General features: G+C 60.7%; 16 protein-coding genes. 11 read left to right on the forward strand and 5 right to left on the reverse strand.

Translation table 11 applies throughout. The features are described from left to right. Window positions 1-14: 14 nt before the first annotated feature. The 10 genes from FHT82_RS24570 to FHT82_RS24615 all read left to right on the forward strand — a co-directional run bounded on the left by FHT82_RS24570 (window position 15) and on the right by FHT82_RS24615 (window position 16,533). Window positions 15-2,432 carry a circularly permuted type 2 ATP-grasp protein gene (locus FHT82_RS24570; RefSeq protein ID WP_183735294.1) on the forward strand — a complete coding sequence of 806 codons (2,418 nt, stop codon included), beginning with the start codon at window positions 15-17 and terminating at the stop codon, window positions 2,430-2,432. Further along, the gene (locus FHT82_RS24575) at window positions 2,429-3,316 is read left to right on the forward strand and encodes a transglutaminase family protein (RefSeq protein WP_183735295.1); all 888 of its coding nucleotides are present in this window, start codon (window positions 2,429-2,431) and stop codon (window positions 3,314-3,316) included. The genes FHT82_RS24570 and FHT82_RS24575 overlap by 4 nt, the downstream gene beginning before the upstream one ends. 118 nt (window positions 3,317-3,434) lie before the next feature. Beyond that, window positions 3,435-4,661 carry a pilus assembly protein gene (locus FHT82_RS24580; protein ID WP_183735466.1) on the forward strand — a complete coding sequence of 409 codons (1,227 nt, stop codon included), beginning with the start codon at window positions 3,435-3,437 and terminating at the stop codon, window positions 4,659-4,661. Window positions 4,662-4,940: 279 nt separating this feature from the next. Further along, entirely contained in the window at window positions 4,941-7,400 is a 2,460-nt protein-coding gene (locus tag FHT82_RS24585; RefSeq protein WP_183735296.1) for a glycogen/starch/alpha-glucan phosphorylase, read from the forward strand. After that, window positions 7,400-9,607, forward strand: coding sequence for a 1,4-alpha-glucan branching protein GlgB (gene glgB, locus FHT82_RS24590; RefSeq protein ID WP_183735297.1), 2,208 nt, complete (start codon window positions 7,400-7,402; stop codon window positions 9,605-9,607). The genes FHT82_RS24585 and glgB overlap by 1 nt, the downstream gene beginning before the upstream one ends. Before the next feature lie 19 nt (window positions 9,608-9,626). Further along, on the forward strand, window positions 9,627-10,889 hold the full coding sequence (glgC, locus tag FHT82_RS24595) for a glucose-1-phosphate adenylyltransferase (RefSeq protein WP_183735298.1): 1,263 nt from the start codon (window positions 9,627-9,629) through the stop codon (window positions 10,887-10,889). Between the two features lie 3 nt (window positions 10,890-10,892). Then, entirely contained in the window at window positions 10,893-12,335 is a 1,443-nt protein-coding gene (glgA, locus tag FHT82_RS24600; protein ID WP_183735299.1) for a glycogen synthase GlgA, read from the forward strand. A 6-nt stretch (window positions 12,336-12,341) separates the two neighbouring features. Then, window positions 12,342-13,973, forward strand: coding sequence for an alpha-D-glucose phosphate-specific phosphoglucomutase (locus tag FHT82_RS24605; protein WP_183735300.1), 1,632 nt, complete (start codon window positions 12,342-12,344; stop codon window positions 13,971-13,973). A 13-nt stretch (window positions 13,974-13,986) separates the two neighbouring features. Beyond that, on the forward strand, window positions 13,987-15,957 hold the full coding sequence (glgX, locus tag FHT82_RS24610) for a glycogen debranching protein GlgX (protein WP_183735301.1): 1,971 nt from the start codon (window positions 13,987-13,989) through the stop codon (window positions 15,955-15,957). A gap of 87 nt (window positions 15,958-16,044) precedes the next feature. Further along, window positions 16,045-16,533, forward strand: a complete 489-nt coding sequence (locus tag FHT82_RS24615) for a MaoC family dehydratase (protein ID WP_183735302.1) — start codon at window positions 16,045-16,047, stop codon at window positions 16,531-16,533. 116 nt (window positions 16,534-16,649) lie between these two features. Here FHT82_RS24615 and FHT82_RS24620 read toward each other — a convergent pair whose 3' ends face one another. From FHT82_RS24620 to FHT82_RS24635, 4 genes are read right to left on the reverse strand one after another with little or no spacing between them, the layout of a single operon-like run. After that, the gene (locus tag FHT82_RS24620) at window positions 16,650-17,198 is read right to left on the reverse strand and encodes a sarcosine oxidase subunit gamma (protein WP_183735303.1); all 549 of its coding nucleotides are present in this window, start codon (window positions 17,196-17,198) and stop codon (window positions 16,650-16,652) included. Continuing rightward, on the reverse strand, window positions 17,191-20,184 hold the full coding sequence (locus FHT82_RS24625) for a sarcosine oxidase subunit alpha (protein ID WP_183735304.1): 2,994 nt from the start codon (window positions 20,182-20,184) through the stop codon (window positions 17,191-17,193). The genes FHT82_RS24620 and FHT82_RS24625 overlap by 8 nt, the downstream gene beginning before the upstream one ends. Further along, complete coding sequence (locus FHT82_RS24630; RefSeq protein ID WP_183735305.1) at window positions 20,181-20,522, reverse strand: sarcosine oxidase subunit delta; 342 nt, start codon at window positions 20,520-20,522, stop codon at window positions 20,181-20,183. The genes FHT82_RS24625 and FHT82_RS24630 overlap by 4 nt, the downstream gene beginning before the upstream one ends. Before the next feature lie 12 nt (window positions 20,523-20,534). Then, window positions 20,535-21,788 (reverse strand): sarcosine oxidase subunit beta family protein, encoded by a 1,254-nt coding sequence (locus tag FHT82_RS24635; RefSeq protein WP_183735306.1) that lies wholly within the window; start codon window positions 21,786-21,788, stop codon window positions 20,535-20,537. A gap of 240 nt (window positions 21,789-22,028) precedes the next feature. Between FHT82_RS24635 and FHT82_RS24640 the strand changes: the two genes are divergently transcribed. After that, window positions 22,029-23,207: a FecR domain-containing protein gene (locus FHT82_RS24640; protein ID WP_183735307.1), complete on the forward strand. Its 1,179-nt coding sequence runs from the start codon at window positions 22,029-22,031 to the stop codon at window positions 23,205-23,207. A gap of 4 nt (window positions 23,208-23,211) precedes the next feature. On the opposite strand, the gene FHT82_RS24645 is transcribed toward FHT82_RS24640, so the two are convergent. Beyond that, on the reverse strand, window positions 23,212-25,383 hold the full coding sequence (locus tag FHT82_RS24645; RefSeq protein WP_183735308.1) for an adenylate/guanylate cyclase domain-containing protein: 2,172 nt from the start codon (window positions 25,381-25,383) through the stop codon (window positions 23,212-23,214). Window positions 25,384-25,669 lie beyond the last annotated feature (286 nt).

The following is a 25,669-nucleotide window of genomic DNA, read 5'->3' on the forward strand; positions in this document are numbered from 1 at the left end:
AGAAATTGGATCTGATGGGCAAGAAGCCTGCACTGGAATTGAGGAACGAGATCGAAGAACGCGCCGGCGCGGATGCGGTCTTCGACTATGCTCCTCTACCCGGCATTGCCGACGAGATGGTGGACAACAACGGTTCCATCCGCCCCGTCTGGCAGCGTTTCCTCTCTCATCTGAACGTTATGCCGGAAAAGGATCTGACCGAGCGCTTCGCCCGCGCCGACCGCTACCTGCGCGATGCCGGCGTCTTCTATCGGGCTTACGGCGCCAAGGGCAGCGGCGAGCGCGCCTGGCCGCTCTCCCACATCCCGGTGCTGATCGATGAGCGCGAATGGCAGGTGCTTTCGGCAGGCCTCGTGCAGCGCGCCGATCTGCTCGAAGCGATGGTCGCCGATATCTATGGCGACAACAGGCTTGTAGAGGAGGGCATTGTTCCCCCCGCCCTCATTGCTGCCAACCCTGAATTCCAGCGGCCTCTGGTCGGCGTGAAGCCGGCAACCGGGCACTATCTGCATTTCTGCGCTTTCGAGATCGGCCGCGGACCCGATGGCAACTGGTGGGTGCTCGCCGACCGCACGCAGGCTCCCTCCGGCGCGGGATTCGCACTCGAAAACCGCGTGGCGACCACCCGATCCTTTTCCGACGTCTATGCCGAAACGCCGGTTCACCGTCTCGCCTCGTTCTTCGGTGCCTTCCGCGACGCGCTGCAGACGATGAAACATTCGGGCGACGACCGCATCGCGGTTCTAACCCCCGGCCCGGCCAACGAAACCTACTACGAGCATGCCTATATTGCTCGCTACCTCGGTTTCATGCTGCTCGAAGGCGAGGATCTGACTGTCGTCAACGGCCGCGTCATGGTACGCACTGTCGCTGGCCTGAAGCCGATCGGCGTACTCTGGCGTCGTCTCGATTCCGCCTACGCCGATCCGCTGGAATTGAACCAGAATTCGCATATCGGCACGCCTGGCCTTGTGGAGGCCCTGCGCGCTGAAACCGTCACCATCGTCAATGCGCTTGGCACCGGCGTTCTTGAGACGCGCGCCCTGCTTGCCTTCATGCCCGCCGTCTGTCGTGCGCTGCTGGGCGAAGATCTTCGCCTGCCGTCCATTGCCACATGGTGGTGCGGCCAAAAGGATGAGCGCGACCATGTGGCTGCCAATATTGAGAAGATGGTGATCGGCCCTGCCTATTCCCGCGCACCCTTCTTCGATGACGGCGGCGAATCCGTTCTCGGCTCGTCGCTTCGCGCCACGGCCAAGGATTCGATTTCGGGCTGGTTGGCGAGCGACGGCGCAAAACTTGTCGGTCAGGAAGTCGTCACCCTCTCCACAACCCCCGCCTGGGTCAACGGCAAGCTGACCCCGCGGCCGATGTCATTGCGCGTCTTCGCCGCGCGCACCGCCAACGGCTGGCAGATCATGCCCGGCGGCTTTGCCCGCATCGGCTCGGGAGACGATGCCGCCGCCATCGCCATGCAGTCCGGCGGCGCGGCCGCCGACGTCTGGATCGTCAGCGACAAGCCGGTCGAGCGCCACACTCTCCTGCCCGCAGAAGGCAGCTTCACCCGCAACATGCCGGGGAGCCTGCCGAGCCGCGCGGCCGACAACCTCTTCTGGCTGGGCCGCTATATCGAGCGTGCCGAAGGGGCGCTGCGCATCCTGCGCGCCTGGCATGCGCGTTACGCCGAGGCCGCCGACCCGAACCAGCCGCTGCTGGCAGACGTCACCGAATACCTGGCCGCGGTCGATATCGACACGGCCGAACCGGTGCCGGAATCGCTGCTGCGCAATATCGACAGCGCCGTCTATTCGGCGAGCAATATCCGCGACCGCTTCTCGCCCGACGGATGGTTGGCCCTGAACGATCTCGCCAAGACCGCCCGCCGTTTCCATACGACGATTACATCAGGCGACGACGCCAGCCATGCTATGACCATCCTGCTGCGAAAGCTTGCGGGCTTCGCCGGTCTCGTGCACGAAAACATGTACCGCTTCACCGGCTGGCGCTTCCTCTCGCTCGGCCGATACATCGAGCGCGGCCTGCATATGACGCGTCTTCTCGGCCACATGTCCGGCCCGGAAGCACCCGATGGCGCGCTCGATATGCTGCTCGAAATCGGTGACAGCGTCATGACCCACCGCCGCCGCTACAATGTGAACACCGCGCGGCTGACGGTGACCGACCTCCTGGCGCTCGATCCGCTCAACCCGCGCTCGATCCTCTTCCAGATGAACGAGATCCATCGCGAAGTCGAGCAGCTTCCAAACGCCTTCATCAATGGCCAGATGTCGCCCTTCTACCGTGAGGCGATGCGCCTGCATTCCGGCCTCGCCGTCATGACGCCGGAAGCCATGAACGGTGATGTCTATCATCGGCTGGAGCGCGAGCTGGAACACCTTTCCGACCTTCTGGCACAGACCTATCTCGGATGACGGCCGTGCTCTACGATCTCACCCTGCATATGGGCTATGCCTACGACACGCCGGCATCCGGCGCGCGCCACATCATGCGCCTCATGCCGCTCTCGCTGCCGAACCGCCAACGCCTTGTCGCCGGTTCGATCAGCATTTCGCCACAGCCGGACGAACAGTCCCATTTCGTCGATTTCTTCGAACATCCGGCCACATCCTTCCTGCTGCGCTCGCCACATGAAACGCTCGATATCCGCATGCAGGCCCGCGTGCAGGTCGAAAGCCAAGCCATATCGGCGGACTTCTCGCCGCTGCTGGCCGAGCTCCCGGAGGACGTCGCCGGAATCTGGTCACTCGATCCGGGATCGCCCCACCATTTCCTTGGCGACAGCCCGCGCCTGACCGAAACCAAGATCATCAGTGAGTACGCAAGGACCTGTATCCAGCCTTCGCTGACGGTGATGCAGATCGCCTATGCGCTTTGTGCCCGCATCAACGAGGATTTCACCTACGATTCGGAAGCGACGAGCGTCGAGACGACGCCGCTGGAAGCCTTCAAGCTGAAGCGCGGCGTTTGCCAGGACTTCACCCACATCATGATCCTTGCCTTGCGCAGCCTCGGCATTCCCGCCGGCTACGTTTCCGGCTTCCTGCGCACCATCCCGCCACCGGGCAAGGAACGGCTGGAGGGGGCCGATGCCATGCATGCATGGGTGCGCGTCTGGTGCGGCGAGACGGCCGGCTGGATCGAGCTCGACCCCACCAACAACATCCCCGCCGGAACCGACCATATCGTCGTCGCCTACGGCCGCGACTATGCCGACGTCGCTCCCGTTATCGGCGTACTCAAGAGCTATGGCAGCCAGCGCTCCGTGCAGGCGGTAGACGTAATTCCGCTGAAATAATCCCGAAATAGGAAAAAACAGCCAGTTGCCTACAATTTTAGACACTGGCTTTAGCGGCCATTAAAGTCATCTGGTCCATCAGTAGCCTGCATAGGCCTCCTTTGAACCGGTGGACATGATGAACACCCTGCATTCGCATCTTGATCGGCTGCGGCGCGACCGTGGCGGCAATTTCGGCATCATGACGGCCATCCTGCTGCCTGTGCTTATCGGCGCCGCAGGCTTGGCGATCCAGGTCAGCGATATGTTACTCTCAAAGCAGCAGTTGCAGGAGGCAGCCGACTCGGCTGCGCTCGCAACCGCGACCGCGCTGGCAAATGGCACGATCCAAACCTCGGAGGCCGAGGCCTTCGCGCAGAATTTCGTCGCCGGACAAATGGCGAATTACCTGCAAAGTGGTGTGGATATCAAGAACGCGACGGATGTCGATGTCCAGACAACGACATCGGGTAAGTCGACGTCCTACCAGGTAACGGTTTCACCGAGTTACGATCTCGCGGTCAATCCACTCATGCGAGCGGTCGGCTTCACGACGCAGCATCTTTCGACGTCGGGCACAACGGTCAGCGGCCATTCACAGACCCAGGGCTCCATCTCCATGTTTCTTGCGCTCGATAAATCGGGATCGATGGGAGAGGCTACAGCGACCGTCAATGTGGATAACCCGACGGAAACATACACGTATAACTGCAACGGCCACTACAACAGGAACAACAAGTGGGTCTACGACACCTGCACTGGCACTCGTGCGCGCTATTACACGAAGATAGAGGCTCTAAAGATTGCCGCCGGCAATCTCTTCGGCCAGCTCAACAGCGCCGATCCCAATGCGGAATACGCGCGCACCGGCGCGGTATCTTACGATCTGGTTGAATACACGCCGAGCAAGCTCGCTTGGGGAACCGCCGGTGTCGCCAGCTATGTCAACGAGCTTCAGGCCGGGGGCGGCACGAATTCAAGCGGCGCGATGAACACGGCCTACACGTCATTGACTGCTAAGAACGCGGCCGGGAACGATGCCGAGGATGCCCTTCACCAGCAGAAGACCGGGCAGGTACCCAAGAAATACATCGTCTTTATGACGGATGGTGATAACAACAACGACAAGTGGGGCGGCCGCTCTTACGATACCTCGACAAAAACAACGTGCGACAACGCCAAATCCAAGGGTATCGAGATCTACACCATCGCCTTCATGGCGCCTGCGGGCGGACAGGCACTGCTGCATTATTGCGCCTCTGATGATGCCCATTATTTCCAGGCAGAAAAAATGGAAGACCTCCTTGCGGCGTTCAAGGCGATCGGAGCGAAGGCCTCCGCACAGATGACGCGCCTGACGAACTGACAATCGGTATCTACAAACAGCAGCAGCAAAAAGCCGCTCCGGAACAAACCGGGGCGGCTTTTGTTTAAGCTTTATTCTGCCAATCAGATCGGGAAAACAGATTGAAATCAAGTCCCTTGAGCCCCCGAACATGAAGGTTCCGCAAATTTTTCGTTTGCCTAATTCCCTTGTTGCAAGTGCGTGATAACGGTGCATAAACTGCCCTGTCGGTGTAAGCGACAAATCGATTGAATCAGGCGTAAGATACTGTAACAAAATCAAAATTGGCGAGACCTGACCATGAATACTGTTTCGAAGCCGATCATTCCCGCCCCCGCTCCGCGCAGTTCCCGGCCGGAAATCCTCGCTGAGGAAATTATCGAGCGCCTGACCTATCGTATCGGAAAGGACGCCAAGGTCGCCAAGCCGCATGACTGGCTGACGGCCACCATTCTCGTGGTGCGTGACCGCATCATCGACAAGTGGATGGAATCCACCCGCAAGGTTTATGAAACAGGCGCCAAGCGCGTCTATTATATGTCTCTCGAATTCCTGATCGGCCGCCTGATGCGCGATGCCGTGTCCAACCTCAACCTCATGGAAGAGGTAAGCGATGCGCTCGCTTCGCTCGGCGTCGATATCAACGTCATCGCCGGCCTGGAGCCTGATGCCGCGCTCGGCAACGGCGGTCTCGGCCGTCTTGCCGCCTGCTTCATGGAATCGATGGCAACCGTCGATGTGCCGGCCTACGGCTATGGCATCCGCTACGTCCACGGCCTCTTCCGTCAGCAGATGGCAGACGGCTGGCAGGTCGAGCTGCCGGAAAACTGGCTCGCCCACGGCAACCCTTGGGAATTCGAACGCCGCGAGAGCGCCTATGAGATCGGCTTCGGCGGCTCGATCGAGGTCATCAGCGGCCATGACGAGCAACCGCGTTACGTCTGGAAGCCGGCCGAGCGCGTCATCGCCGCCGCTTTCGACACACCTGTCGTTGGCTGGCGCGGCAAGCGCGTCAATACGCTTCGCCTTTGGTCGGCGCAGCCGATCGACCCGATCCTGCTCGACGCCTTCAATGCCGGCGATCATATCGGCGCGCTGCGCGAGAGCAACAGGGCTGAAAGCCTGACGCGCGTTCTCTATCCGGCCGACGCAACACCTGCCGGCCAGGAACTGCGCCTGCGCCAGGAATACTTCTTCTCGTCCGCCTCGCTGCAGGACATCCTGCGCCGTCACCTGCAGCAGTATGACGATTTCACCTCCCTACCGGACAAGGTGGCGATCCAGCTCAACGACACGCACCCGGCCGTTTCCGTCGCCGAACTCACGCGCCTGCTCTGCGATGTGCACGGCATGGATTTCGATCAGGCCTGGGATATCACCCGCCGGACCTTCTCTTACACAAACCACACGCTTCTTCCGGAAGCGCTGGAAAGCTGGCCGGTTCCGCTGTTCGAGCGACTGCTGCCGCGCCATATGCAGATCATCTATGCGATCAACGCCAAGATCCTGATCGAGGCGCGCAAAAGCCGCAATTTCTCCGACACGGAAATCCGTTCGATCTCGCTGATCGATGAAAGCGGCGACCGCCGCGTGCGCATGGGCAACCTCGCCTTTGTCGGCTCGCACTCGATCAACGGCGTCTCGGCACTGCACACGGACCTGATGAAGGTCACGGTCTTCGCAGACCTGCACAAGCTCTATCCCGACCGCATCAACAACAAGACCAACGGCATCACGCCGCGCCGCTGGCTGCAGCAGTGCAACCCCGGCCTGACCAGCCTGGTGCGCGAAGCGATCGGCGATGAATTCCTCGACGACGCCGAGAAGCTGCGGGCACTCGACAAATTCGCCACCGACCCGAGTTTCCAGCAGAAGTTCGCGGCCGTGAAGCGCACGAACAAAGTGGCTCTTTCCAATCTCGTCGCCAGCCGCATGGGCGTGAAGCTCGATCCTTCGGCCATGTTCGACATCCAGATCAAGCGCATCCACGAATATAAGCGCCAGCTCCTTAACATCGTCGAAGCCGTGGCACTCTACGATCAGATCCGCTCGCATCCGGAACTGGATTGGGTTCCGCGTGTAAAACTCTTCGCCGGCAAGGCGGCGCCGAGCTATTACAACGCCAAGCTCATCATCAAGCTCATCAATGACGTTGCCCGCACCATCAATAACGACCCGTCGGTCCGCGGCCTACTGAAGGTCGTCTTCGTGCCGAACTACAACGTCTCGCTTGCGGAAGTCATGGTTCCGGCCGCCGACCTGTCCGAGCAGATCTCGACGGCAGGCATGGAAGCGTCGGGTACCGGCAACATGAAGTTCGGCCTGAATGGCGCGCTGACGATCGGCACGCTCGACGGCGCCAATGTCGAAATGCGCGACAATGTTGGCGAAGACAATATCGTCATCTTCGGGCTCCAGGCCGATGAAGTCGCCAAGATCCGCAGCGAGGGCCATAATCCACGTGCGATCATCGAGGGTTCGCGGGAGCTATCGCAGGCGCTGGCCGCCATCAGCTCGGGTGTCTTCTCTCCTGACGATCGCAACCGCTATACCGGCCTCATCGACGGCATCTACTCTCACGACTGGTTCATGGTCGCAGGTGATTTCGATGCCTATGCCGCCGCCCAGCGTGAGGTCGATCAGATCTGGACCAACCAGTCCTCTTGGTATGAGAAGACGATCAATAATACGGCGCGGATGGGCTGGTTCTCTTCCGACCGCACGATCCGACAGTATGCCGACGAGATCTGGAGAGCTTGATGAAGCCGCCGAAAGCCGCCCCTGAAGTGAAGCTTCCCTGGGAAATTTCGGCAGACGAGATCGCGGCAATCCTCAGTGGCTCGCAGGCCAATCCTTTTGCCGTCCTGGGCGTGCACCAGGCCGGCGAGGCCTTCATCACTAGGTGCTTCATTTCGGGTGCGGAAGCCGTTACCGCCATGACGCTGGATGGGACGCCGATCGGCGATCTCCACCAGCTCCATCAGGACGGCCTCTTCGGCGGCCAAGTTTCCATCACCAAATTCCAGCCGGTGCGCTATCGTGCCCGGCGCGCCGACGCCGAATGGGCCGTGACCGACCCTTACAGCTTCGGCCCGGTGCTCGGCCCGATGGACGATTATTACGCCCGTCAGGGTTCGCATCTGCGGCTTTTCGACAAGATGGGCGCCCATCGTATCAAGCACGAGGGTGCAACCGGCATCCACTTCGCCGTATGGGCGCCGAATGCGCAGCGCGTCTCCGTCGTCGGTGATTTCAACAATTGGGATGGTCGCCGCCACGTCATGCGCTTCCGGTCCGACAGCGGCATCTGGGAGATCTTCGCCCCCGACGTGCCGCTCGGTGTTCCCTACAAATTCGAGATCCGCGGTCACGACGGCGTGCTGTTGCCGCTGAAGGCCGATCCCTTTGCCCGCCGCAGCGAACTGCGCCCGAAGACGGCTTCCGTGACGGCCGCCGAGCTTTTGCAGGAATGGCAGGACGAGCCGCATCTGAAGCATTGGCGCGAAACCGACAAGCGCCGCCAGCCGATCAGCATCTATGAGGTTCATGCCGGCTCCTGGCAGCGTCGCCAGGATGGTTCCATGCTGTCCTGGGATGAGCTTGCCTCGAGCCTCATCCCCTACTGCGTCGATATGGGCTTCACCCATATCGAATTCCTGCCGATCACCGAGCACCCCTACGATCCCTCCTGGGGCTACCAGACGACCGGCCTCTATGCCCCGACCGCCCGCTTTGGCGAGCCGGAAGGCTTCGCCCGTTTCGTCAATGGCTGTCACAAGGTCGGCATCGGCGTCATTCTCGACTGGGTGCCGGCGCATTTCCCGACTGATGAGCACGGCCTTGGCTGGTTCGACGGCACAGCACTTTACGAACATGCCGATCCGCGAAAGGGCTTCCACCCGGACTGGAACACGGCGATCTATAATTTCGGCCGCACGGAAGTCGTGTCTTACCTCGTCAACAATGCCCTCTATTGGGCCGAGAAATTCCATCTCGACGGCCTGCGCGTCGATGCGGTCGCGTCGATGCTCTATCTCGATTATTCGCGCAAACACGGCGAATGGATCCCGAATGAGTATGGCGGCAATGAAAACCTCGAAGCGGTCCGCTTCCTGCAGAACCTCAACACACGCATCTATGGCGAGCATCCTGGCGTCATGACCATCGCCGAGGAATCGACTTCCTGGCCGAAAGTCTCGCAGCCGGTTCACGAAGGCGGCCTCGGCTTCGGTTTCAAGTGGAACATGGGCTTCATGCACGACACGCTGAGCTACATGAGCCGCGAGCCGGTGCACCGCAAGCATCACCACAATGAACTGACCTTCGGGCTGCTCTACGCCTATTCGGAAAATTTCGTCCTGCCGCTGTCCCATGACGAAGTCGTGCATGGCAAGGGTTCGCTGATCGCCAAGATGCCGGGTGACGACTGGCAGAAATTCGCCAATCTGCGCGCCTACTACGCTTTCATGTGGGGCTATCCCGGCAAGAAACTGCTCTTCATGGGACAGGAATTTGCCCAGTGGGCCGAATGGAGCGAAAACAAGTCGCTCGACTGGAACCTCCTCCAGTATCGCATGCACGAAGGCATGCGCCGCCTGGTGCGCGACCTCAACTTCACCTACCGCAGCAAGGCAGCGCTCCATGCGCGCGACTGCGAAGGCGACGGTTTCGAATGGCTGATCGCCGACGATTACGAGAACTCGGTCTTCGCCTGGCTGCGCAAGGCGCCCGGTCAGAAACCGGTTGCCGTCATCAGCAACTTTACGCCTGTCTATCGCGAGAATTACTCGATCCGGCTGCCTTCGTCGGGACGCTGGCGGGAAATCCTCAATACCGATGCCGACATCTATGGCGGCAGCGGAAAAGGCAATGGCGGGCGCGTGCAGGCCGTCGATGCCGGCGGCGAGATAAGCTGCTCGATAACCCTGCCGCCGCTGGCGACGATCATGCTTGAACCCGAGAATTAGTGACTGGTGGGAGGAGAAAATGGTAGAAAGACGCATTCAGCCACTTGCCCGCGATGCAATGGCCTATGTTCTGGCCGGCGGTAGGGGAAGCCGCCTCAAGGAGCTGACCGACCGGCGTGCCAAACCGGCCGTCTATTTCGGCGGCAAGGCGCGCATCATCGATTTCGCATTGTCCAATGCCTTGAATTCCGGCATCCGCCGCATCGGCGTCGCCACGCAATACAAGGCGCATTCGCTGATCCGCCACATGCAGCGCGGCTGGAACTTCTTCCGTCCGGAACGCAACGAAAGCTTCGACATTCTGCCGGCATCGCAACGCGTTTCCGAAACGCAGTGGTATGAAGGCACTGCCGATGCCGTCTATCAGAACATCGATATCATAGAGGATTACGGCGTCGAATACATGGTCATCCTCGCTGGCGACCATGTGTACAAGATGGACTACGAATACATGCTCCAGCAGCATGTCGATTCCGGCGCCGACGTGACGATCGGCTGCCTGGAAGTACCGCGTATGGAAGCGGTCGGTTTCGGCGTCATGCATGTCAACGACAAGGACGAGATCTTCGCCTTCATCGAAAAGCCGGCCGATCCTCCAGGCATTCCGGATAAGCCGGATTTCGCTCTCGCCTCCATGGGCATCTACGTCTTCCGCACGAAGTTCCTCCTTGAGGCGCTGCGCCGCGATGCCGCCGATCCAACCTCGAGCCGCGACTTCGGCAAGGATATCATCCCCTATATCGTCGAGCATGGTAAGGCGGTCGCCCACCGCTTCGCCAAGTCCTGCGTCCGCTCGGATTTCGAACACGAGCCCTACTGGCGCGACGTCGGTACCATCGACGCCTATTGGCAGGCCAATATCGACCTGACGGCGATCGTTCCGGCCCTCGATATCTATGACAAATCCTGGCCGATCTGGACCTACGCCGAAATCACGCCACCGGCGAAATTCGTCCATGACGACGAAGACCGCCGCGGTTCGGCAACGTCGTCCGTCGTTGCAGGCGACTGCATTATTTCAGGCGCAAGCCTCAACCGGAGCCTTCTTTTCACCGGCGTACGGGCCAACTCCTTCTCCAAACTGGATGGAGCGGTCATCCTGCCCAATGTGAAGATCGGCCGGCGCGCGCAGCTCAAGGATGTTGTGATCGACCATGGTGTCGTCATTCCGGAAGGCCTCGTCGTCGGTGAGGATCCAGAACTCGATGCGCGGCGCTTCCGACGCACGGAAAGCGGTATTTGCCTGATCACGCAACCGATGATCGACAAGCTGGATATCTGACTTATGAAAGTTCTTTCGGTTTCGTCCGAAGTCTTCCCTTTGATCAAGACAGGGGGCCTTGCCGATGTGGCAGGCGCCCTGCCCATAGCCCTCAAATCCTTCGGCGTCGAAACCAAGACCCTCATGCCCGGTTATCCCGGTGTCATGAAGGTCTTGCAAAATCCGATCGCCCGGCTGGAATTTTCCGATCTTCTGGGCCAGCCGGCACGCGTGCTTGAGGCGGAGCATCAGGGTCTCGATATCCTCGTACTCGACGCCCCCGCCTATTACGACCGCCCCGGCGGCCCCTATCTCGACACGACCGGCAAGGATCACCCGGACAACTGGCGCCGTTTTGCCGCCCTTTCGCTGGCGGGCGCCGAAATCGCCGCAGGCCTGTTGCCTGGCTGGCGGCCGGATCTCGTGCATGCCCATGACTGGCAGGCCGCCATGGTGCCGGTCTATATGCGCTATTATCCGACGCCCGAGCTGCCGAGCATCCTGACGATCCACAACATCGCCTTCCAGGGCCAGTTCGGCGCCGATATCTTTCCCGGCCTGCGCCTGCCACCCCACGCCTTTGCCACCGAAAGCATCGAATATTACGGCACCGTCGGCTTCCTGAAGGGCGGCCTGCAGATTGCCTCGGCTATCACCACCGTCAGCCCCTCCTATGCCGATGAAATCCTGACCCCGGAATTCGGCATGGGCCTGGAAGGCGTCATCGCCAGCCGCCGCAACGTGCTGCATGGCATCGTCAATGGCATCGATGCCGACATCTGGAACCCGGCGACTGATCCGGTCGTCCACACGCATTATGGCCCGACGACACTGAAAAACCGTATCGAGAACCGCAGGTCGATCGAAGAATTCTTCCATCTCGACCATGACAATGCGCCGATCTTCTGCGTCATCAGTCGGCTGACCTGGCAAAAAGGTATGGATCTTGTCGCAAGCACGGCAGATAAGATCGTCGCACTCGGCGGCAAGCTCGTCGTGCTCGGATCCGGCGAGGCAGCCCTCGAAGGTGCGCTGCTCGCCGCCGCCAACCGCAACCCGGGCCGGATCGGCGTTTCCATCGGTTACAACGAGCCGATGTCGCACCTCATGCAGGCTGGCTGTGACGCGATCATCATCCCCTCGCGCTTCGAACCCTGCGGCCTCACCCAGCTCTATGGCCTGCGCTACGGCTGCGTGCCGATCGTGGCGCGCACCGGCGGTCTCAACGATACCGTGATCGATGCCAATCATGCCGCACTTGCAGCAAAGGTGGCGACAGGCATACAATTCGCACCTGTAAACGAAGAAAGCATGCTGCAGGCACTGCGCCGCGCCATGCACCTCTACGCGGATCAAAAAGTCTGGACCCAATTGCAAAAGCAGGGCATGAAGTCGGATGTCTCTTGGGAGAAGAGCGCCGAACGTTATGTTGCCCTGTATTCAAGCCTCGTCTCGAAAGGCATGTGAACTAAAATGATCAAGTCCGTTCCCACCACGCCCTATCAGGACCAGAAACCCGGCACTTCAGGTCTGCGCAAGAAGGTTCCCGTCTTCCAGCAACCGAACTATGCTGAGAACTTCATCCAGTCGATCTTCGATTCGCTGGAAGGCTATCAGGGCAAGTGCCTGGTCATCGGCGGCGACGGACGCTACTACAACCGCGAAGTCATCCAGAAGGCGATCAAGATGGCCGCCGCCAATGGCTTCGGCAAGGTCATGGTGGGCAAGGGCGGCATTCTTTCGACACCCGCAGCCTCCCACATCATCCGCAAGTACAAGGCTTTCGGCGGCATCATTCTCTCGGCGAGCCACAACCCAGGCGGCCCGACAGAGGACTTCGGCATCAAGTACAATGTCAACAATGGCGGTCCGGCACCGGAAAAGATCACGGACGCGATCTTCGCCCGCTCCAAGGTGATCGAAAGCTACAAGATCGCCGACTTCGCCGACGTCAATATCGACCGCATCGGCAAGGAAGAGCTGCCCGGCGGCATGATCCTCTCGGTCATCGACCCGGTCGAGGACTATGCCGCGCTGATGGAAGAGCTCTTCGATTTCGGCGCGATCCGCAATCTGATCAGCCTCGGCTTTCGCATCGCCTTCGATGCCATGAGCGCCGTTACCGGCCCCTATGCCAAGGAAATCTTCGAGAACCGTCTCGGCGCGCCCTCCGGCTCCGTTCGCAATTTCATGCCGCTCCCGGATTTTGGCGGCCATCACCCCGACCCGAACCTCGTTCATGCCAAGGAGCTCTACGACGAGATGATGGGTGAGGATGCTCCCGATTTCGGCGCCGCATCCGACGGCGACGGCGACCGCAACCTCATCATCGGCCGGGGCATTTTCGTAACCCCGTCCGACAGCCTTGCTATCCTCGCCGCCAACGCCAACCTGGCGCCCGGCTATTCCGGCGGCCTCGCCGGCATTGCCCGCTCCATGCCGACATCGGGCGCGGCCGACCGTGTCGCCGAAAAACGCGGCATCGGCATCTACGAAACCCCGACCGGCTGGAAATTCTTCGGCAACCTGCTCGACGCCGGCATGGCGACGATCTGCGGTGAAGAAAGCGCCGGCACCGGCTCCAGCCATGTCCGCGAGAAGGACGGTCTCTGGGCTGTATTGCTGTGGCTGAACGTTTTGGCCGTACGCGGCGAAAGCGTGCAGGAGATCGTCACCCAGCACTGGCAGACCTACGGCCGCAACTATTATTCCCGCCATGACTACGAAGGCGTCGACAGCGATGCTGCAAACGGCCTTGTCGATAATCTGCGCAGCCAGCTTTCCACCCTGCCTGGCAAGACCTTCGGCGATCTGACCGTCGAGAAGGCAGATGACTTCGCCTATCATGATCCGATCGACAAGTCGGTCAGCGAACATCAGGGTATCCGCGTCCTCTTCCAGGGCGGCTCACGCGTCGTCTTCCGTCTTTCCGGCACCGGCACGTCTGGCGCAACCCTGCGCGTCTATATCGAGCGCTACGAGCCGGATTCGACTCGCCATAATATCGAAACGCAGGAAGCGCTCGCAGATCTGATCGCAGCCGCCGAAAGCATCGCCAACATTCGTGAGCGCACGGGCCGCAACGAGCCGACCGTGATCACCTGATCCCGGGGGGCATATGGGGGGCAACAGTTCCGCACAGGGCGGCGCCATCGTCTTCGAAACGGGCGTTGAATTTTCTGTTTGGTCGCATCATGCAACGCAGATCGATCTCTGCCTCTTCGATGAAGACGGCAAGGAATATGCAAGGCTCCCCATGGCTCGCGACAGCGGCCATGTCTTCCGTCTTTTCGCCGACAGCGTGAAGGAGGGTGCCCGCTATGGCTACCGCGCGGACGGCATCTACGCCCCGGATAACGGCCTCTGGTTCGACCCTTCGAAACTGCTGATCGATCCCTATGCCAAGGCGGTAGACCGGCCCTTCCATTACGATCCGCGCCTCGCCATTTTCGGCGAGGATACGCAGCATCTGATGCCGAAGTCGGTCGTTACCAAAGACGCGCCCGTCAAAATCCGAAAGCCGCTCTTCAAACCGGGCGGCTTTATTTACGAAGTGGCGGTCAAGCCCTTCACCATCCTGCATCCGGATGTGCCGGAAGCTCAGCGCGGCACGGTCGCCGCTCTTGCCCATCCCTCCGTTATCGCTCACCTGAAGCGCATTGGCGTCGATGCCGTCGAGCTGATGCCGATCACCGCCTGGATCGACGAGCGGCATCTGCCGCCACTCGGACTTACGAACGGCTGGGGCTACAATCCTGTTGCGTTCATGGCACTCGATCCGCGCATCGTGCCGGGCGGTATTGCAGAGCTCAGCGACACGGTGGCGAGACTGCATGAGGAGGGCATTGCCGTCATCCTTGACCTCGTCTTCAACCATACAGGCGAGAGCGACCGCTATGGCGCAACACTATCGCTGCGCGGCATCGACAATCTCAGCTACTATCGTCACGTGCCGGACCGGCCGTCCGTGCTCGTCAACGACACCGGCACCGGCAATACGGTTGCCTGCGATCATCCCTATGTTCAACAGCTCATCATCGACAGCCTGCGCCATTTCGTGCGCAATGCCGGTATCGACGGCTTCCGTTTCGACCTTGCCCCCATTCTCGGCCGCACAGAAAACGGCTTTGAGCGGAATGGCACACTGGCCGCGATCCTCACCGACGATCTGCTCACCGATCGCATCATGATCGCCGAACCCTGGGATATCGGTCCAAGCGGCTATCAGCTCGGCAATTTCCCGGCGCCCTTCCTGGAATGGAATGACCGTGCCCGCGATGACATCAGATGCTATTGGCGCGGCGATGGCTGGAAGACGGGTTCGCTCGCAACCGTGCTGGCCGGCTCGTCGAACATCTTCTCAGCCAATGGCGGAACAGCGACCCGCAGCGTCAATTTCCTCGCGGCCCATGACGGCTTCACGCTCATGGACCTCGTCTCCTACAGCGGCAAGCACAATGAGGCGAACGGCGAGAACAATCGCGACGGTCACAACGAGAACCATTCGTGGAACAACGGCGTCGAAGGCGAGACCGTTTATCCCGTGATCCGTGAGCGCCGCAAGGCCGATGTCATGGCGCTCATCTCTACGCTCTTTGCCAGCCGCGGCAGCATTATGCTCACGGCGGGCGATGAAGGCGGACGCACGCAGCATGGCAACAACAATGCCTACTGCCAGGACAATGAAATCACTTGGGTCGATTGGAAGCTGCTGGACGAAGACCTGATCGCCCATACCGCCTTCGTCGCTACGCTTCGTCGCCGCTTCTCGGTATTCTCCGATCTGACCTTCTTCTCCGGCAACGGTGATGTGGAATGGATATCGCTCTCCGGCGAACCGATGACAACAGGCGAATGGGAAACACCCTCGCTCTCCACTCTCGGCATGATGATGGCGACCCGCGATCGTTCTTCCCGCAAACAGACCCGCCTCGCCGTCCTGTTCAATCGCTCCGAGCAGCATCAGCTATTCACGCTTCTCTCAACCGGCGAAGCAAACTGGCGCCAGCTTCTGCCCGGCGAGACGCGAAACGTCGCTGCCCGTGTCATGGTGGAACCGCGTTCAGTCGCCTTTTTCGTGGAAAATTGATCCACGTTACCGGCCTGCGAGAATCGTTGTCGCAATCGTCATGAATGCGCGATAAGGCTTGCGGCTGCGGCTTTTTACGAGGAATGCATGGTCACGGAAATTTCGCTCTCGGATGTCCGGGAGCTGGTCGGCACGGAAACAGGATTATCTGACTGGATACTCGTCGATCAGAAGATGATTGATGCCTTTGCCGGGGCAACCGGCGACCATCAGTTCATTCACGTCGATCCTGTTCGCGCAGCAGCCGAAAGCCCTTTCGGCGGCACCATCGCCCATGGTTTCCTGACGCTCTCTTTGCTTTCGACGATGAACTACAACTGCTTGCCCAAGGTGCGCGAGCAGACCATGGGCATCAATTACGGCTTCGACAAAATCCGCTTCATGTCACCGGTCAAAAGCGGCACCCGCATCCGCGGCCACTTCGTGCTTTCGGATGCCCGCTTCAGGGGCGCCGGCATGCTGATGACGACCTATGACGTCTCGATCGAAATCGAGAACGAAAAGAAGCCGGCGCTCACCGCCCGCTGGATCACGATCATCCAGTTCGACCCGAAGGATCGACCGGAAGACGCTTAAGGCCAATTGCGGGGTTTAGAGCAATTCCGGCAACAGTGTGAGCGGTTGCGTGTTCGGAATTGCGTAAAACAAAGACCTAAAGCGTGGCCAGCGAATCTGAAAGATCGCGACACGCTTTAATGTCCTGCGTCCTCCGCACCTTCGGCCAGCAGCCCGAAAACATAATCCGAAAACGACCGCCAGCACTCCACCCGGAACGTATCGTCCTCGGTTCGAAAGAGCACGACCTCGGCCTTGCCGAAGATCGTCCGCGAGCAAGCGCCCACCGGAAAGACTTCGAGCGAGAGGTCCTGCGGGCAACCAACGGAAAGGGTTACCACTGCGCCAGGTCCCGAGACGATGAAACCGACATTGCGATGGGACACATCAACTGCCGAATGAAGAGCGCCGGCATCAGCGAGAAGTGCAGGCAGGTCCGAGCCGTCCTCATCGATGACGAGCCATTCATCCGGCCCCAGCCAAAGCACCGAGCGCCCCGCAGCGCGACCGGACGTCTTGGGTATAGTCGGCAAAGCTACTCCCAAAGCGGAGGAGAGTGCCGATACGGATTCAGCCGGCGCGCGCAGCGAAAGACGGCTGGCAACTGGCGCCACCGTCACGCGCACCGTGGCCGAACCGGCAAGGAGACCGGAAAGCGCCGGTTTGCGAATTGTGACCTCAGCCATGGATACGGCCTCCTTCCTTGTCAAAGAACACCAGATCCGTCACCTCGACCGGAATTGTCCGATCCGGCATGGGCACATAGAGCGTCTCGCCGACGAGGTTGCGCCCACCTTCAACCAATGCAAAGGCGATCGAGCGGCCGCAATTTTCCGACCAGTAGGCCGAGGTCACATGACCGAGCATCGTCATCGGCTTCGGCTGGTTCGGGTTGGCAACGATCTGCGCCCCCTCTTCGAGCACCAGCTTCTCATCCTTGGTGGCAAGACCAACGAGCTGCTTGCGACCTTCCTTCACAAGGTCCGGGCGCTTCAGGCCGCGGATACCGACGAAGTCCGCCTTCTTCTTGGAAACAGCCCAGGAAAGCCCCGCATCGTCGGGCGTCACGGTGCCATCCGTATCCTGGCCGACAATGATGTAGCCCTTTTCGGCGCGCAGCACATGCATGGTCTCCGTGCCGTAGACGCAGGCGCCGAGCGGCTCGGCACTGGCCCACACGGCCTCCAGCACCGACTGGCCGTAGTCGGCGGGCACGTTGATTTCGAAACCCGTCTCGCCGGTGAAGGAGACACGGAAGAGACGCGCCGGAACGCCGGCTACCTTGCATTCCGCAACACTCATATGCGGGAAGGCTTCGTTGGAAATATCGAGACCCTCGACCAGCGGCGCTACGATGTCGCGCGCCTTCGGCCCCTGCACGGCGATCACGGCCCATTGCTCGGTCACCGAGGTCAGCCATACCTTCAGATGCGAGAATTCCGTCTGCAGGTAGTCTTCCATATGGTTGAGAACACGCGGCGCCCCGCCGGTCGTGGTCGTCACATGGAAGCGATCCTCGGAGAGACGACCGACGACGCCGTCGTCATAAACGAAACCATCCTCGCGCAGCATGATGCCGTAGCGGCATTTACCTGGTTTCAGCGTATCCCAGGCATTCGTGTACATGAGATTCATGAATTCGGCGGCATCCGGCCCGACGACCTCGATCTTGCCGAGGGTAGAAGCGTCGAAGATACCGGCGGCCTCGCGTGCCGTCCGGCATTCGCGGGCAACGGCCTGATGCATCGTTTCGCCGGCACGAGGATAAAACCAGGCGCGCTTCCAGTTGCCGACATCTTCGAAGATCGCGCCCTTGGCCTCTTCCCAGGCGTGCAGGGGCGTCTTGCGCGTCGGGTCAAACAGCGGCCCACGCGAATGCGAGATCAACGCACCATAAGTCACCGGCGTATAGGGCGCGCGGAAGGTGGTGAGACCGACCTGCGGAATATCCTTGCCGAGTGTTTCGGCAGCGATCGCCAGGCCATGCATGTTGGAAAGCTTGCCCTGATCGGACGCCATGCCGTTCGTCGTGAAGCGCTTGATATGCTCGATCGAATGCATGCCCTCGCGCACAGCAAGGCGGATATCCTTGGCGCAAACATCGTGCTGGAAATCGATGAAGGCCTTAGCATTCGTGTCCGGCCCGGCACCTTCGGCCGCACCGATCATGCCACCCGTCCAGTTGAAGGCCTGCTCGACCGAAATCCCGATCTTGCTGCCCGCCTGTCTGCCAACGGCCTGCGCCATCAGTTCACCGGCGGCAAGCGATTCCTCGACGGTTTGCTGCAGGCCGTCCGTCCCGTTGCATGCGCCGACGGAAAGGCAGTCCTGTGCGTAGGTGCCGGGCAGGAAACGCTGCGTCTCCGCATCGAAGGCAACCTTGCCCCGCGACTGCGAGAAGAGGTGTACGGAGGGTGTCCAGCCGGCGCAGACGAGCAGCGCATCGACGGCGATCTTGCGTGGCGAACCACCGCCGTTGCGCGCCACCGTCATAGAGGAGATGCGCAAAGCGCCCGATGTGTTGACGACCGACTGGCCGGTCAGCACATCGATACCGAGCGCACGAGCCTCAGTGAGTACCGCCGCACCTGGCGCTTGCCTGATATCAACGATCGCTGCAATCGAAACACCCGCGCGCTTCAGGTCGAAAGCAGCCTCGTAAGCCGAGTCATGCGCGGTATAGATACCGACCTTCTGGCCAACCGCAACGCCATAATGATTGAGATACATGCGGCCAGCCGAGGCGAGCATGATGCCCGGCCGGTCGTTATTCGGAAATACCATGTGGCGCTCGATCGCCCCGGTCGCAAGCACAACGCGCTTGGCGCGGACCTGCCACAGCCGTTCGCGCGGCAGATCGCGGGTGGGAAGAGCAATATGGTCCGTGACCCGTTCGACGAGGCCGACGAAATTGTGGTTGTAGTAGCCGAAGGCTGTCGTGCGGGTCAGGACCTGCACATTCTCCATGGCCTTCAGCCGCGCAAGGGTCTTCTGTACCCAGGCGTAGCCGTCGAGCCCATCCACCTTGACGCCAACATCGAAACGCAACGCGCCGCCGGCTTCCGCCTGTTCGTCGCAAAGGATGACTTTGGCGCCGGCTTCTGCAGCGGCAAGTGCTGCCGAAAGCCCGGCAATACCGGCTCCGGCGACCAGCACGTCGCAATGAGCGTAGCGGCTGGCGTAATGGTCAGGATCGCCCTCTGTGGGTGCGACGCCAAGGCCGGCAGCGCGGCGGATCATCGGCTCGTATACGCGTTTCCACGCAGCCCGCGGCCACATGAAGGTCTTGTAGTAGAAGCCCGCTGCGAAGAAGGGCGAGAACAGGTTATTGATCGCACCAATATCGAAGGAAAGCGACGGCCAGCGATTCTGCGACTTCACGATCATGCCGTCGAAGACTTCCTGCACGGTTGCCCTGACGTTCGGCTGCTTGCGGGCGCTGTCGCGGGCGACATCGATCAGTGCATTCGGCTCCTCGGCGCCGGCCGAAAGAATGCCGCGCGGGCGATGATATTTGAACGACCGGGCGACAAGGTGCACACCATGGGCAATCAAGGCTGAGGCAACAGTATCGCCTTCGAGCGCCGTATAGCTGTTACCGTCGAAGGTGAAACGCGCGGTCCTGGCGGGCGTCAGTCGGCCCTTGCCGACAATACGGTTGGTGCCGCTCATTGGGCCTCTCCTTCAACAGCTTCATAGGTCTCGACCGGCGCATGCGGCTCGGCCGCAGTCCCGATGTCAGGCTTCGGTTCACCGGCCTTGTAGGTCATGATGAACTTGTCGCTGACAGTATCGCGCGCCGCGTTGAAGAAGCGCCCGCAGCCATGCATGTGCCGCCAGCGTTCGAAAATCAGGCCTTTCGGATTATCGCGCAGGAAGAAATACTCCTCGAACGCTTCATCCGAAATCGAAGCGATATTGGTCGGCCGAGCGATATGGGCGTCACCGGCTCCACGGAACTCGAGCTCGGAGCGCTCCTCCTGACAGTAAGGGCAATAGATCAGCAGCATGTCGTCCTCCTGTCAGTGCGCCACGGCGGCAGCTGCCGCCTCGTCGATCAGCCGGCCGGAGCGGAAACGCTCCAGCGTCAGCCCGGCATTGAACTTGTGCGGCTCGTCGCGGGCGATCAGGTGGGCGAAAAGATTGGCCGAACCAGGCGTCGCCTTGAAGCCGCCGGTACCCCAGCCGCAATTGACGTAAAGCCCCGGAACGGGCGTCTTCGACTGGATGGCCGAACGATCCGGTGTGTTGTCGACGATACCGCCCCATTGGCGCATCATCTTCACGCGGCGGAACATCGGGAAAAGTTCGCAGATTGCGTCCAGCGTATGCGTGATGATCTGCAGGCCGCCGGTCTGGGAGTAGGAATTATACTGGTCCGTGCCAGCGCCGATGACGAGCTCGCCCTTATCGGACTGCGAGATATAGGCATGCACGGTGTTCGACATCACGACGCAGGGGAAGATCGGCTTCAGCGGCTCGGAAACCAAGGCCTGCAGCGGGCTCGATTGCAGCGGCACGCGCACATCCGCCATCTTCATGACCGTTGTCGTGTGGCCGGCGGCCGACACGCCGACCTTCTTTGCGCCGATGAAGCCCCTGTTGGTCTCGACGCCGGTCACGCGTCCGTCTGGGCCGCGGCGGATGCCGGTGACTTCGCAATTCTGGATGATGTGGACACCACGGTCGGACGCCGCACGCGCATAACCCCAGGCAACAGCATCGTGACGCGCCGTACCGCCGCGACGCTGCAGGGCTGCACCGTTGATCGGATAGCGCGCCGTCGCCGAAATATCGAGCGGCGGGCAATAGGCCTTGGCCTGCTCCGGCGTCAGCCATTCATTGTCGATACCGTAAAGCCGATTGGCATGGATATGCCGCTTGAAGCTCTGCATGTCGTGCACATTGTGCGACAGCATCATGACGCCACGCGGCGAATACATGACATTGTAGTTGAGCTCCTGCGACAGCCCTTCCCAGAGCTTCATCGAGTGCTCGTAAATGTGCATGCTCTCTTCATAGAGATAGTTGGAGCGAATGATGGTGGTGTTGCGGCCGGTATTGCCGCCGCCGAGCCAGCCCTTTTCCAGCACCGCCACATTGGTGATGCCATGCTCTTTGGCGAGATAGTAGGCCGCGCCCAGCCCGTGGCCGCCGCCGCCGATGATGATGACGTCATATTCGGGTCGCGGCTCCGGCGAGGTCCACTGCTTTTCCCAGCCCCTGTGCCCACGCAGAGCCTCCCGCGCTACGGCAAAAACCGAATATTTCCGCATCCGCCATCATCTCCTTCAGGCAAAAGCTGTTCGTCGTGGCCATACAAATCGCAAATCGAATTGCGGCACAACGGTTCTTTTGCGACGTGAAAGAGCTTTTGTTTTGACACGACGATAGCTGCACCGCCTCCATTTGTGGCCGTCTCCCTTCGCAGATGCGGCATAGCCCTTTTCTCACCCAACAGGGCAGGCAGAAGCGGCCGACTGCAAATGCTAATGTTCCGATATGTGGAGTGTCACATGTTGGGTTTGCGTAGCATAGGGATCGCGGGCTTGTGCCTCACGCTGTTGAGCGCATGGCCTGCGCTTGCCGCCGAGCCTGTCGGCCAGGCAACCCTCATCAGAACCGAAGTGAGCGGACAGGCCGGTCCGATCATCGTCAATGACGAGGTCCATCGCAACGAGCGTATCCGCACCTCCCAATCCGGGCTCGGCCAGTTCGTCTTCCGCGACGGCACCAAGCTTGCCGTCGGGTGGGGCTCGTCCGTTGTCATCGACAAATATGTTTACGACGATTCCGACTCTGTCAAACGCCTCTCCATCAAGGCGGCTAAAGGCACGTTTCGCTGGGTCAGCGGCAATTCGAAATCCTCGGCTTACCAGATCCAGACGCCGGCCGGCACGATCGGCGTGCGCGGCACCGCTTTCGATTTCTATGTCGGCCCTGACGGTACGACTGCCGTGGTGCTGCTGAACGGTGCGGCCAGCTTCTGCGGCCCGGGCGGCTGCCGGCAGTTGCAGCAGCGTTGCGATTGCGTCATTGCGCGGCCGAACGGCAACATGACGGATGCGCAACCCGTCAACCGCGCCGTGCTGCAGCGACTGGGTAACCAGCGCGCCCTTCCCTTCCTTTCCGGCAATCAGAGTCTATCAGGCGGCCTTGGCCTGCTTGGCGGCTGCCGGATGGCCTCGGTTGAGCCCGAGCGTAAAGACCGGCTTCGCCAGGAACCCCGGCCGCGGGATCCGGATCCCCCACCCTCGCAGCAACCGCAGAAGCAGGATGATCCGCCGAAGCAGCGGCCGGAAAAACCGCATCACGATAAGCCGCATCATGACAAGCCTCATCATGACAGACCCCACCATGACAAACCAAGGGACGGCTGGCACGACAAACACGACAAGCATGGCTGGAAGGATAAGGACGATAGAGACGATCACGGAAGGCCGGACCGGCACGACGGGTTCAATCGTGCGGACAGACATGGCGCGTCTGACAGGCCAGGCCGTACGGAAAGGGCAGATAACCACCAGGACCAGCCGAGCAGACAGGAAAGAGGCGGCGGCGAAAACCAGACCGCCGGCAACGACCAGAGCATGGGAAGAGATCGGGATCGCGACCACCGTGGCCATGACCGGAATCACGGCTGGGGCGGAAACGGGAGCAGGGACCGGAACGGTGGCTGGAATCGCAATCGCTGACTGACTATTCGACGGCCTGGTTTTCCGGCAGATCGTTTTCCTCCCGGAAATGATCGTTCCTGCCCGATATCCGCTCGTAGAATTCGGTGAGACCGGGCAAGACCTGTACTCCGGCGAGCTTTGCCGCACCGATCAGCTTGCGGCTGTTCCTTGAGCGCACACGCAAGGCGCTCATCACGTCTTCATGGACGAGATGCAGGGCACCGAATTCCGGCGAGGTGGCGACCTTCTCGTCGCCGATCACGGCAAAGATCTGCGTTCGGCTGCTCTTTCCCTTGAGCGGAATGGCTCCCGCCTCCAAGAGCGCCGCACCGCTCTGCGCCCGCGCCGTGCTGTCGGAGATCAGGATGTCGAAACCGACGTCCTTGCAGCAGGATTCGATGCGCGCCGCGACATTCACGGCGTCACCAACCGCCGAATAGTTGAAGCGCGTCTTTGCGCCCATATTGCCGACACAGGCAAGGCCGGTATGGATGCCGATACCGATCCTGACCTGCCTAGCGTTGCCGAAACCGAAAGCATCGCGAGCGTTCAGCTCGGCGAGCGTCTCGCGCATGGCAAGTGCCGCCCGCAGCGCTTTTGCCCCATGATCCGAAACATCGACCGGTGCATTCCAGAACGCCATGATGGAATCACCGATGAATTTATCGAGCGTTCCCTCGTTCCCCACGACATGACGGCTCAGTGCATCGAGCAGCGTATTAAGGAACTGGACGACGGCGATCGGCGTCAGCTTTTCACTGATCTCCGTGAAATTGCGTACATCGACGAACATCATGGTGAGCTCACGCTCGTCTCCGCCGAGCTTCAGCGCGTCAGGCGTGTGCTCGATCCGGTGCAGCAGCGAAGGCGAGAGATAGTGGCCGAAAGCGCGCCGTACTTCCCGCCGCTCCCTGTCGATGACGAGGATGCGGAACGATGTTGCCGCAAAATGCGTGATGGAGCCGCTGACGATCGGCGCCAGCGGATCGAACAGCAGACCGGCGTAGAGAAAGCAGAACCACGACGCAACAAGCGCCATCGCGGTGATCGCCAGGCCGCAGACCAAAGCCACAGCCGGGCTGACGAAGGTCGTGACAAGAACGAGCAGGAAACCGACCACGGCAATGGAGAGGATCTCCAGCCCGTCGGCCCAGTCCGGCCGTGACAGGTAGCGGCCCGAGAGGATCTGCTCGACCGTCTGTGCCTGCAGCGAAACACCGGGCACATTTTCTCCGAGCGCGGTGGTGCGGATATCCTGCAGCCCGACCGCCGAGGTGCCGATGAAGATAATGCTGCCTTCGATCTGAGCAGCAACATCGGGGGCCGCTCCGCCGGCAGCAAGGACCTTTCGGGCCGAGATATAACGTTCCGCCCGGTTCGGCGTCACATAAAGCCAGATCTCTCCGGCAGCCGTCAGCGGGACGATGAAATTACCGATTTTCGCCGAGGTGATGATCCCTGCCCTGTCTGGCGCGCCGGCCAGTACATAGGTCGAAGCACCCTGCGCTACCCGCAACGCTTCGATCGCAAGATTGGGATAAAACTGCTCGCCATCGCTGAGGAACAACGGCACTGCACGAACCACCGATGACGGGCTGCCGGGATTGAGACTGACATGGCCAAGCCCCGCGGCATTCGCCTCCAGCCTCGGCCGGAGCGGCGTGGAAGCGTTAAGATGCGGAGGTGCGGCTAGCGGACTTTCGCCGGTAAAGGCAAAGCCGGCTTTTACCGGCGGCTTGTAATTACCCTCGTTGGAAAGCCCGAAGCCGAGAACGACAGGCTTTCCTTCGATCGATTGCGCGAATATCTCGTCATTGTCGGGCAATTGCGCCGCAAGCGATGGATCGACGCCCTCCACCTCCTGGATGACATTGCGCGGCGACATTCGGTCGGGCTCGGCGAAGATGACGTCGAAGGCGATGGCCGCCGCTCCCATGTCGGAGAGACGCTCGACCAGCGTTGCCAGCCTGTCGCGCGGCCAGGGCCACTGGCCGAACTCCCGCAGGGAAGCCTCGTCGATATCGACCACTCGGACCGGCATCGCTGCGAAGCTGCGCGGCACAAGGCGCTGATACTCATCGAAGGTGACGTCGCGGATCTGCTTCAACACCGGCGGATCGCTTGCCCGGAACATCGTAAGCGCGGCCACGATGATCAGGCCGATCAGCACACCGATCTGCTGCAAGCGCGTCATGTTTTGCTCGACCTCCCCGCCGCAGGCAGGCTACGCCTGTTCGACGTCAAAGACCATTCGCTCATGCGCACAAGCTGAAAAACAAACGGACGGCAATGCAGAATCCGCCCATCGCACCGGCCCAGTATTTTCGCCGAGATGTAACGGCAACACAGCGTGAAATTACTTCCAGATTTGGTCCTCGCTTTCGGCCCGACCTTCAAGCGTCGGCCTTGCCGAGCACGCGACGAAATGTTTCTGTGTCTCAGGGGATTTAATAATGCGATTGATGTCGAGGGGATGAGCC

This window comes from Rhizobium sp. BK275, assembly GCF_014193555.1.
Classification (GTDB): Bacteria; Pseudomonadota; Alphaproteobacteria; order Rhizobiales; family Rhizobiaceae; genus Rhizobium.

Excerpts from the sequence above, each read along its gene's own strand:
- FHT82_RS24570 (WP_183735294.1), top strand. The coding sequence starts at position 15 with ATGGGCAAGAAGCCTGCACTGGAATTGAGGAACGAGATCGAAGAACGC.
- FHT82_RS24575 (WP_183735295.1), top strand. The coding sequence starts at position 2,429 with ATGACGGCCGTGCTCTACGATCTCACCCTGCATATGGGCTATGCCTAC.
- FHT82_RS24580 (WP_183735466.1), top strand. The coding sequence starts at position 3,435 with ATGAACACCCTGCATTCGCATCTTGATCGGCTGCGGCGCGACCGTGGC.
- FHT82_RS24585 (WP_183735296.1), top strand. The coding sequence starts at position 4,941 with ATGAATACTGTTTCGAAGCCGATCATTCCCGCCCCCGCTCCGCGCAGT.
- glgB (WP_183735297.1), top strand. The coding sequence starts at position 7,400 with ATGAAGCCGCCGAAAGCCGCCCCTGAAGTGAAGCTTCCCTGGGAAATT.
- glgC (WP_183735298.1), top strand. The coding sequence starts at position 9,627 with ATGGTAGAAAGACGCATTCAGCCACTTGCCCGCGATGCAATGGCCTAT.
- glgA (WP_183735299.1), top strand. The coding sequence starts at position 10,893 with ATGAAAGTTCTTTCGGTTTCGTCCGAAGTCTTCCCTTTGATCAAGACA.
- FHT82_RS24605 (WP_183735300.1), top strand. The coding sequence starts at position 12,342 with ATGATCAAGTCCGTTCCCACCACGCCCTATCAGGACCAGAAACCCGGC.
- glgX (WP_183735301.1), top strand. The coding sequence starts at position 13,987 with ATGGGGGGCAACAGTTCCGCACAGGGCGGCGCCATCGTCTTCGAAACG.
- FHT82_RS24615 (WP_183735302.1), top strand. The coding sequence starts at position 16,045 with ATGGTCACGGAAATTTCGCTCTCGGATGTCCGGGAGCTGGTCGGCACG.
- FHT82_RS24620 (WP_183735303.1), bottom strand. The coding sequence starts at position 17,198 with ATGGCTGAGGTCACAATTCGCAAACCGGCGCTTTCCGGTCTCCTTGCC.
- FHT82_RS24625 (WP_183735304.1), bottom strand. The coding sequence starts at position 20,184 with ATGAGCGGCACCAACCGTATTGTCGGCAAGGGCCGACTGACGCCCGCC.
- FHT82_RS24630 (WP_183735305.1), bottom strand. The coding sequence starts at position 20,522 with ATGCTGCTGATCTATTGCCCTTACTGTCAGGAGGAGCGCTCCGAGCTC.
- FHT82_RS24635 (WP_183735306.1), bottom strand. The coding sequence starts at position 21,788 with ATGCGGAAATATTCGGTTTTTGCCGTAGCGCGGGAGGCTCTGCGTGGG.
- FHT82_RS24640 (WP_183735307.1), top strand. The coding sequence starts at position 22,029 with ATGTTGGGTTTGCGTAGCATAGGGATCGCGGGCTTGTGCCTCACGCTG.
- FHT82_RS24645 (WP_183735308.1), bottom strand. The coding sequence starts at position 25,383 with ATGACGCGCTTGCAGCAGATCGGTGTGCTGATCGGCCTGATCATCGTG.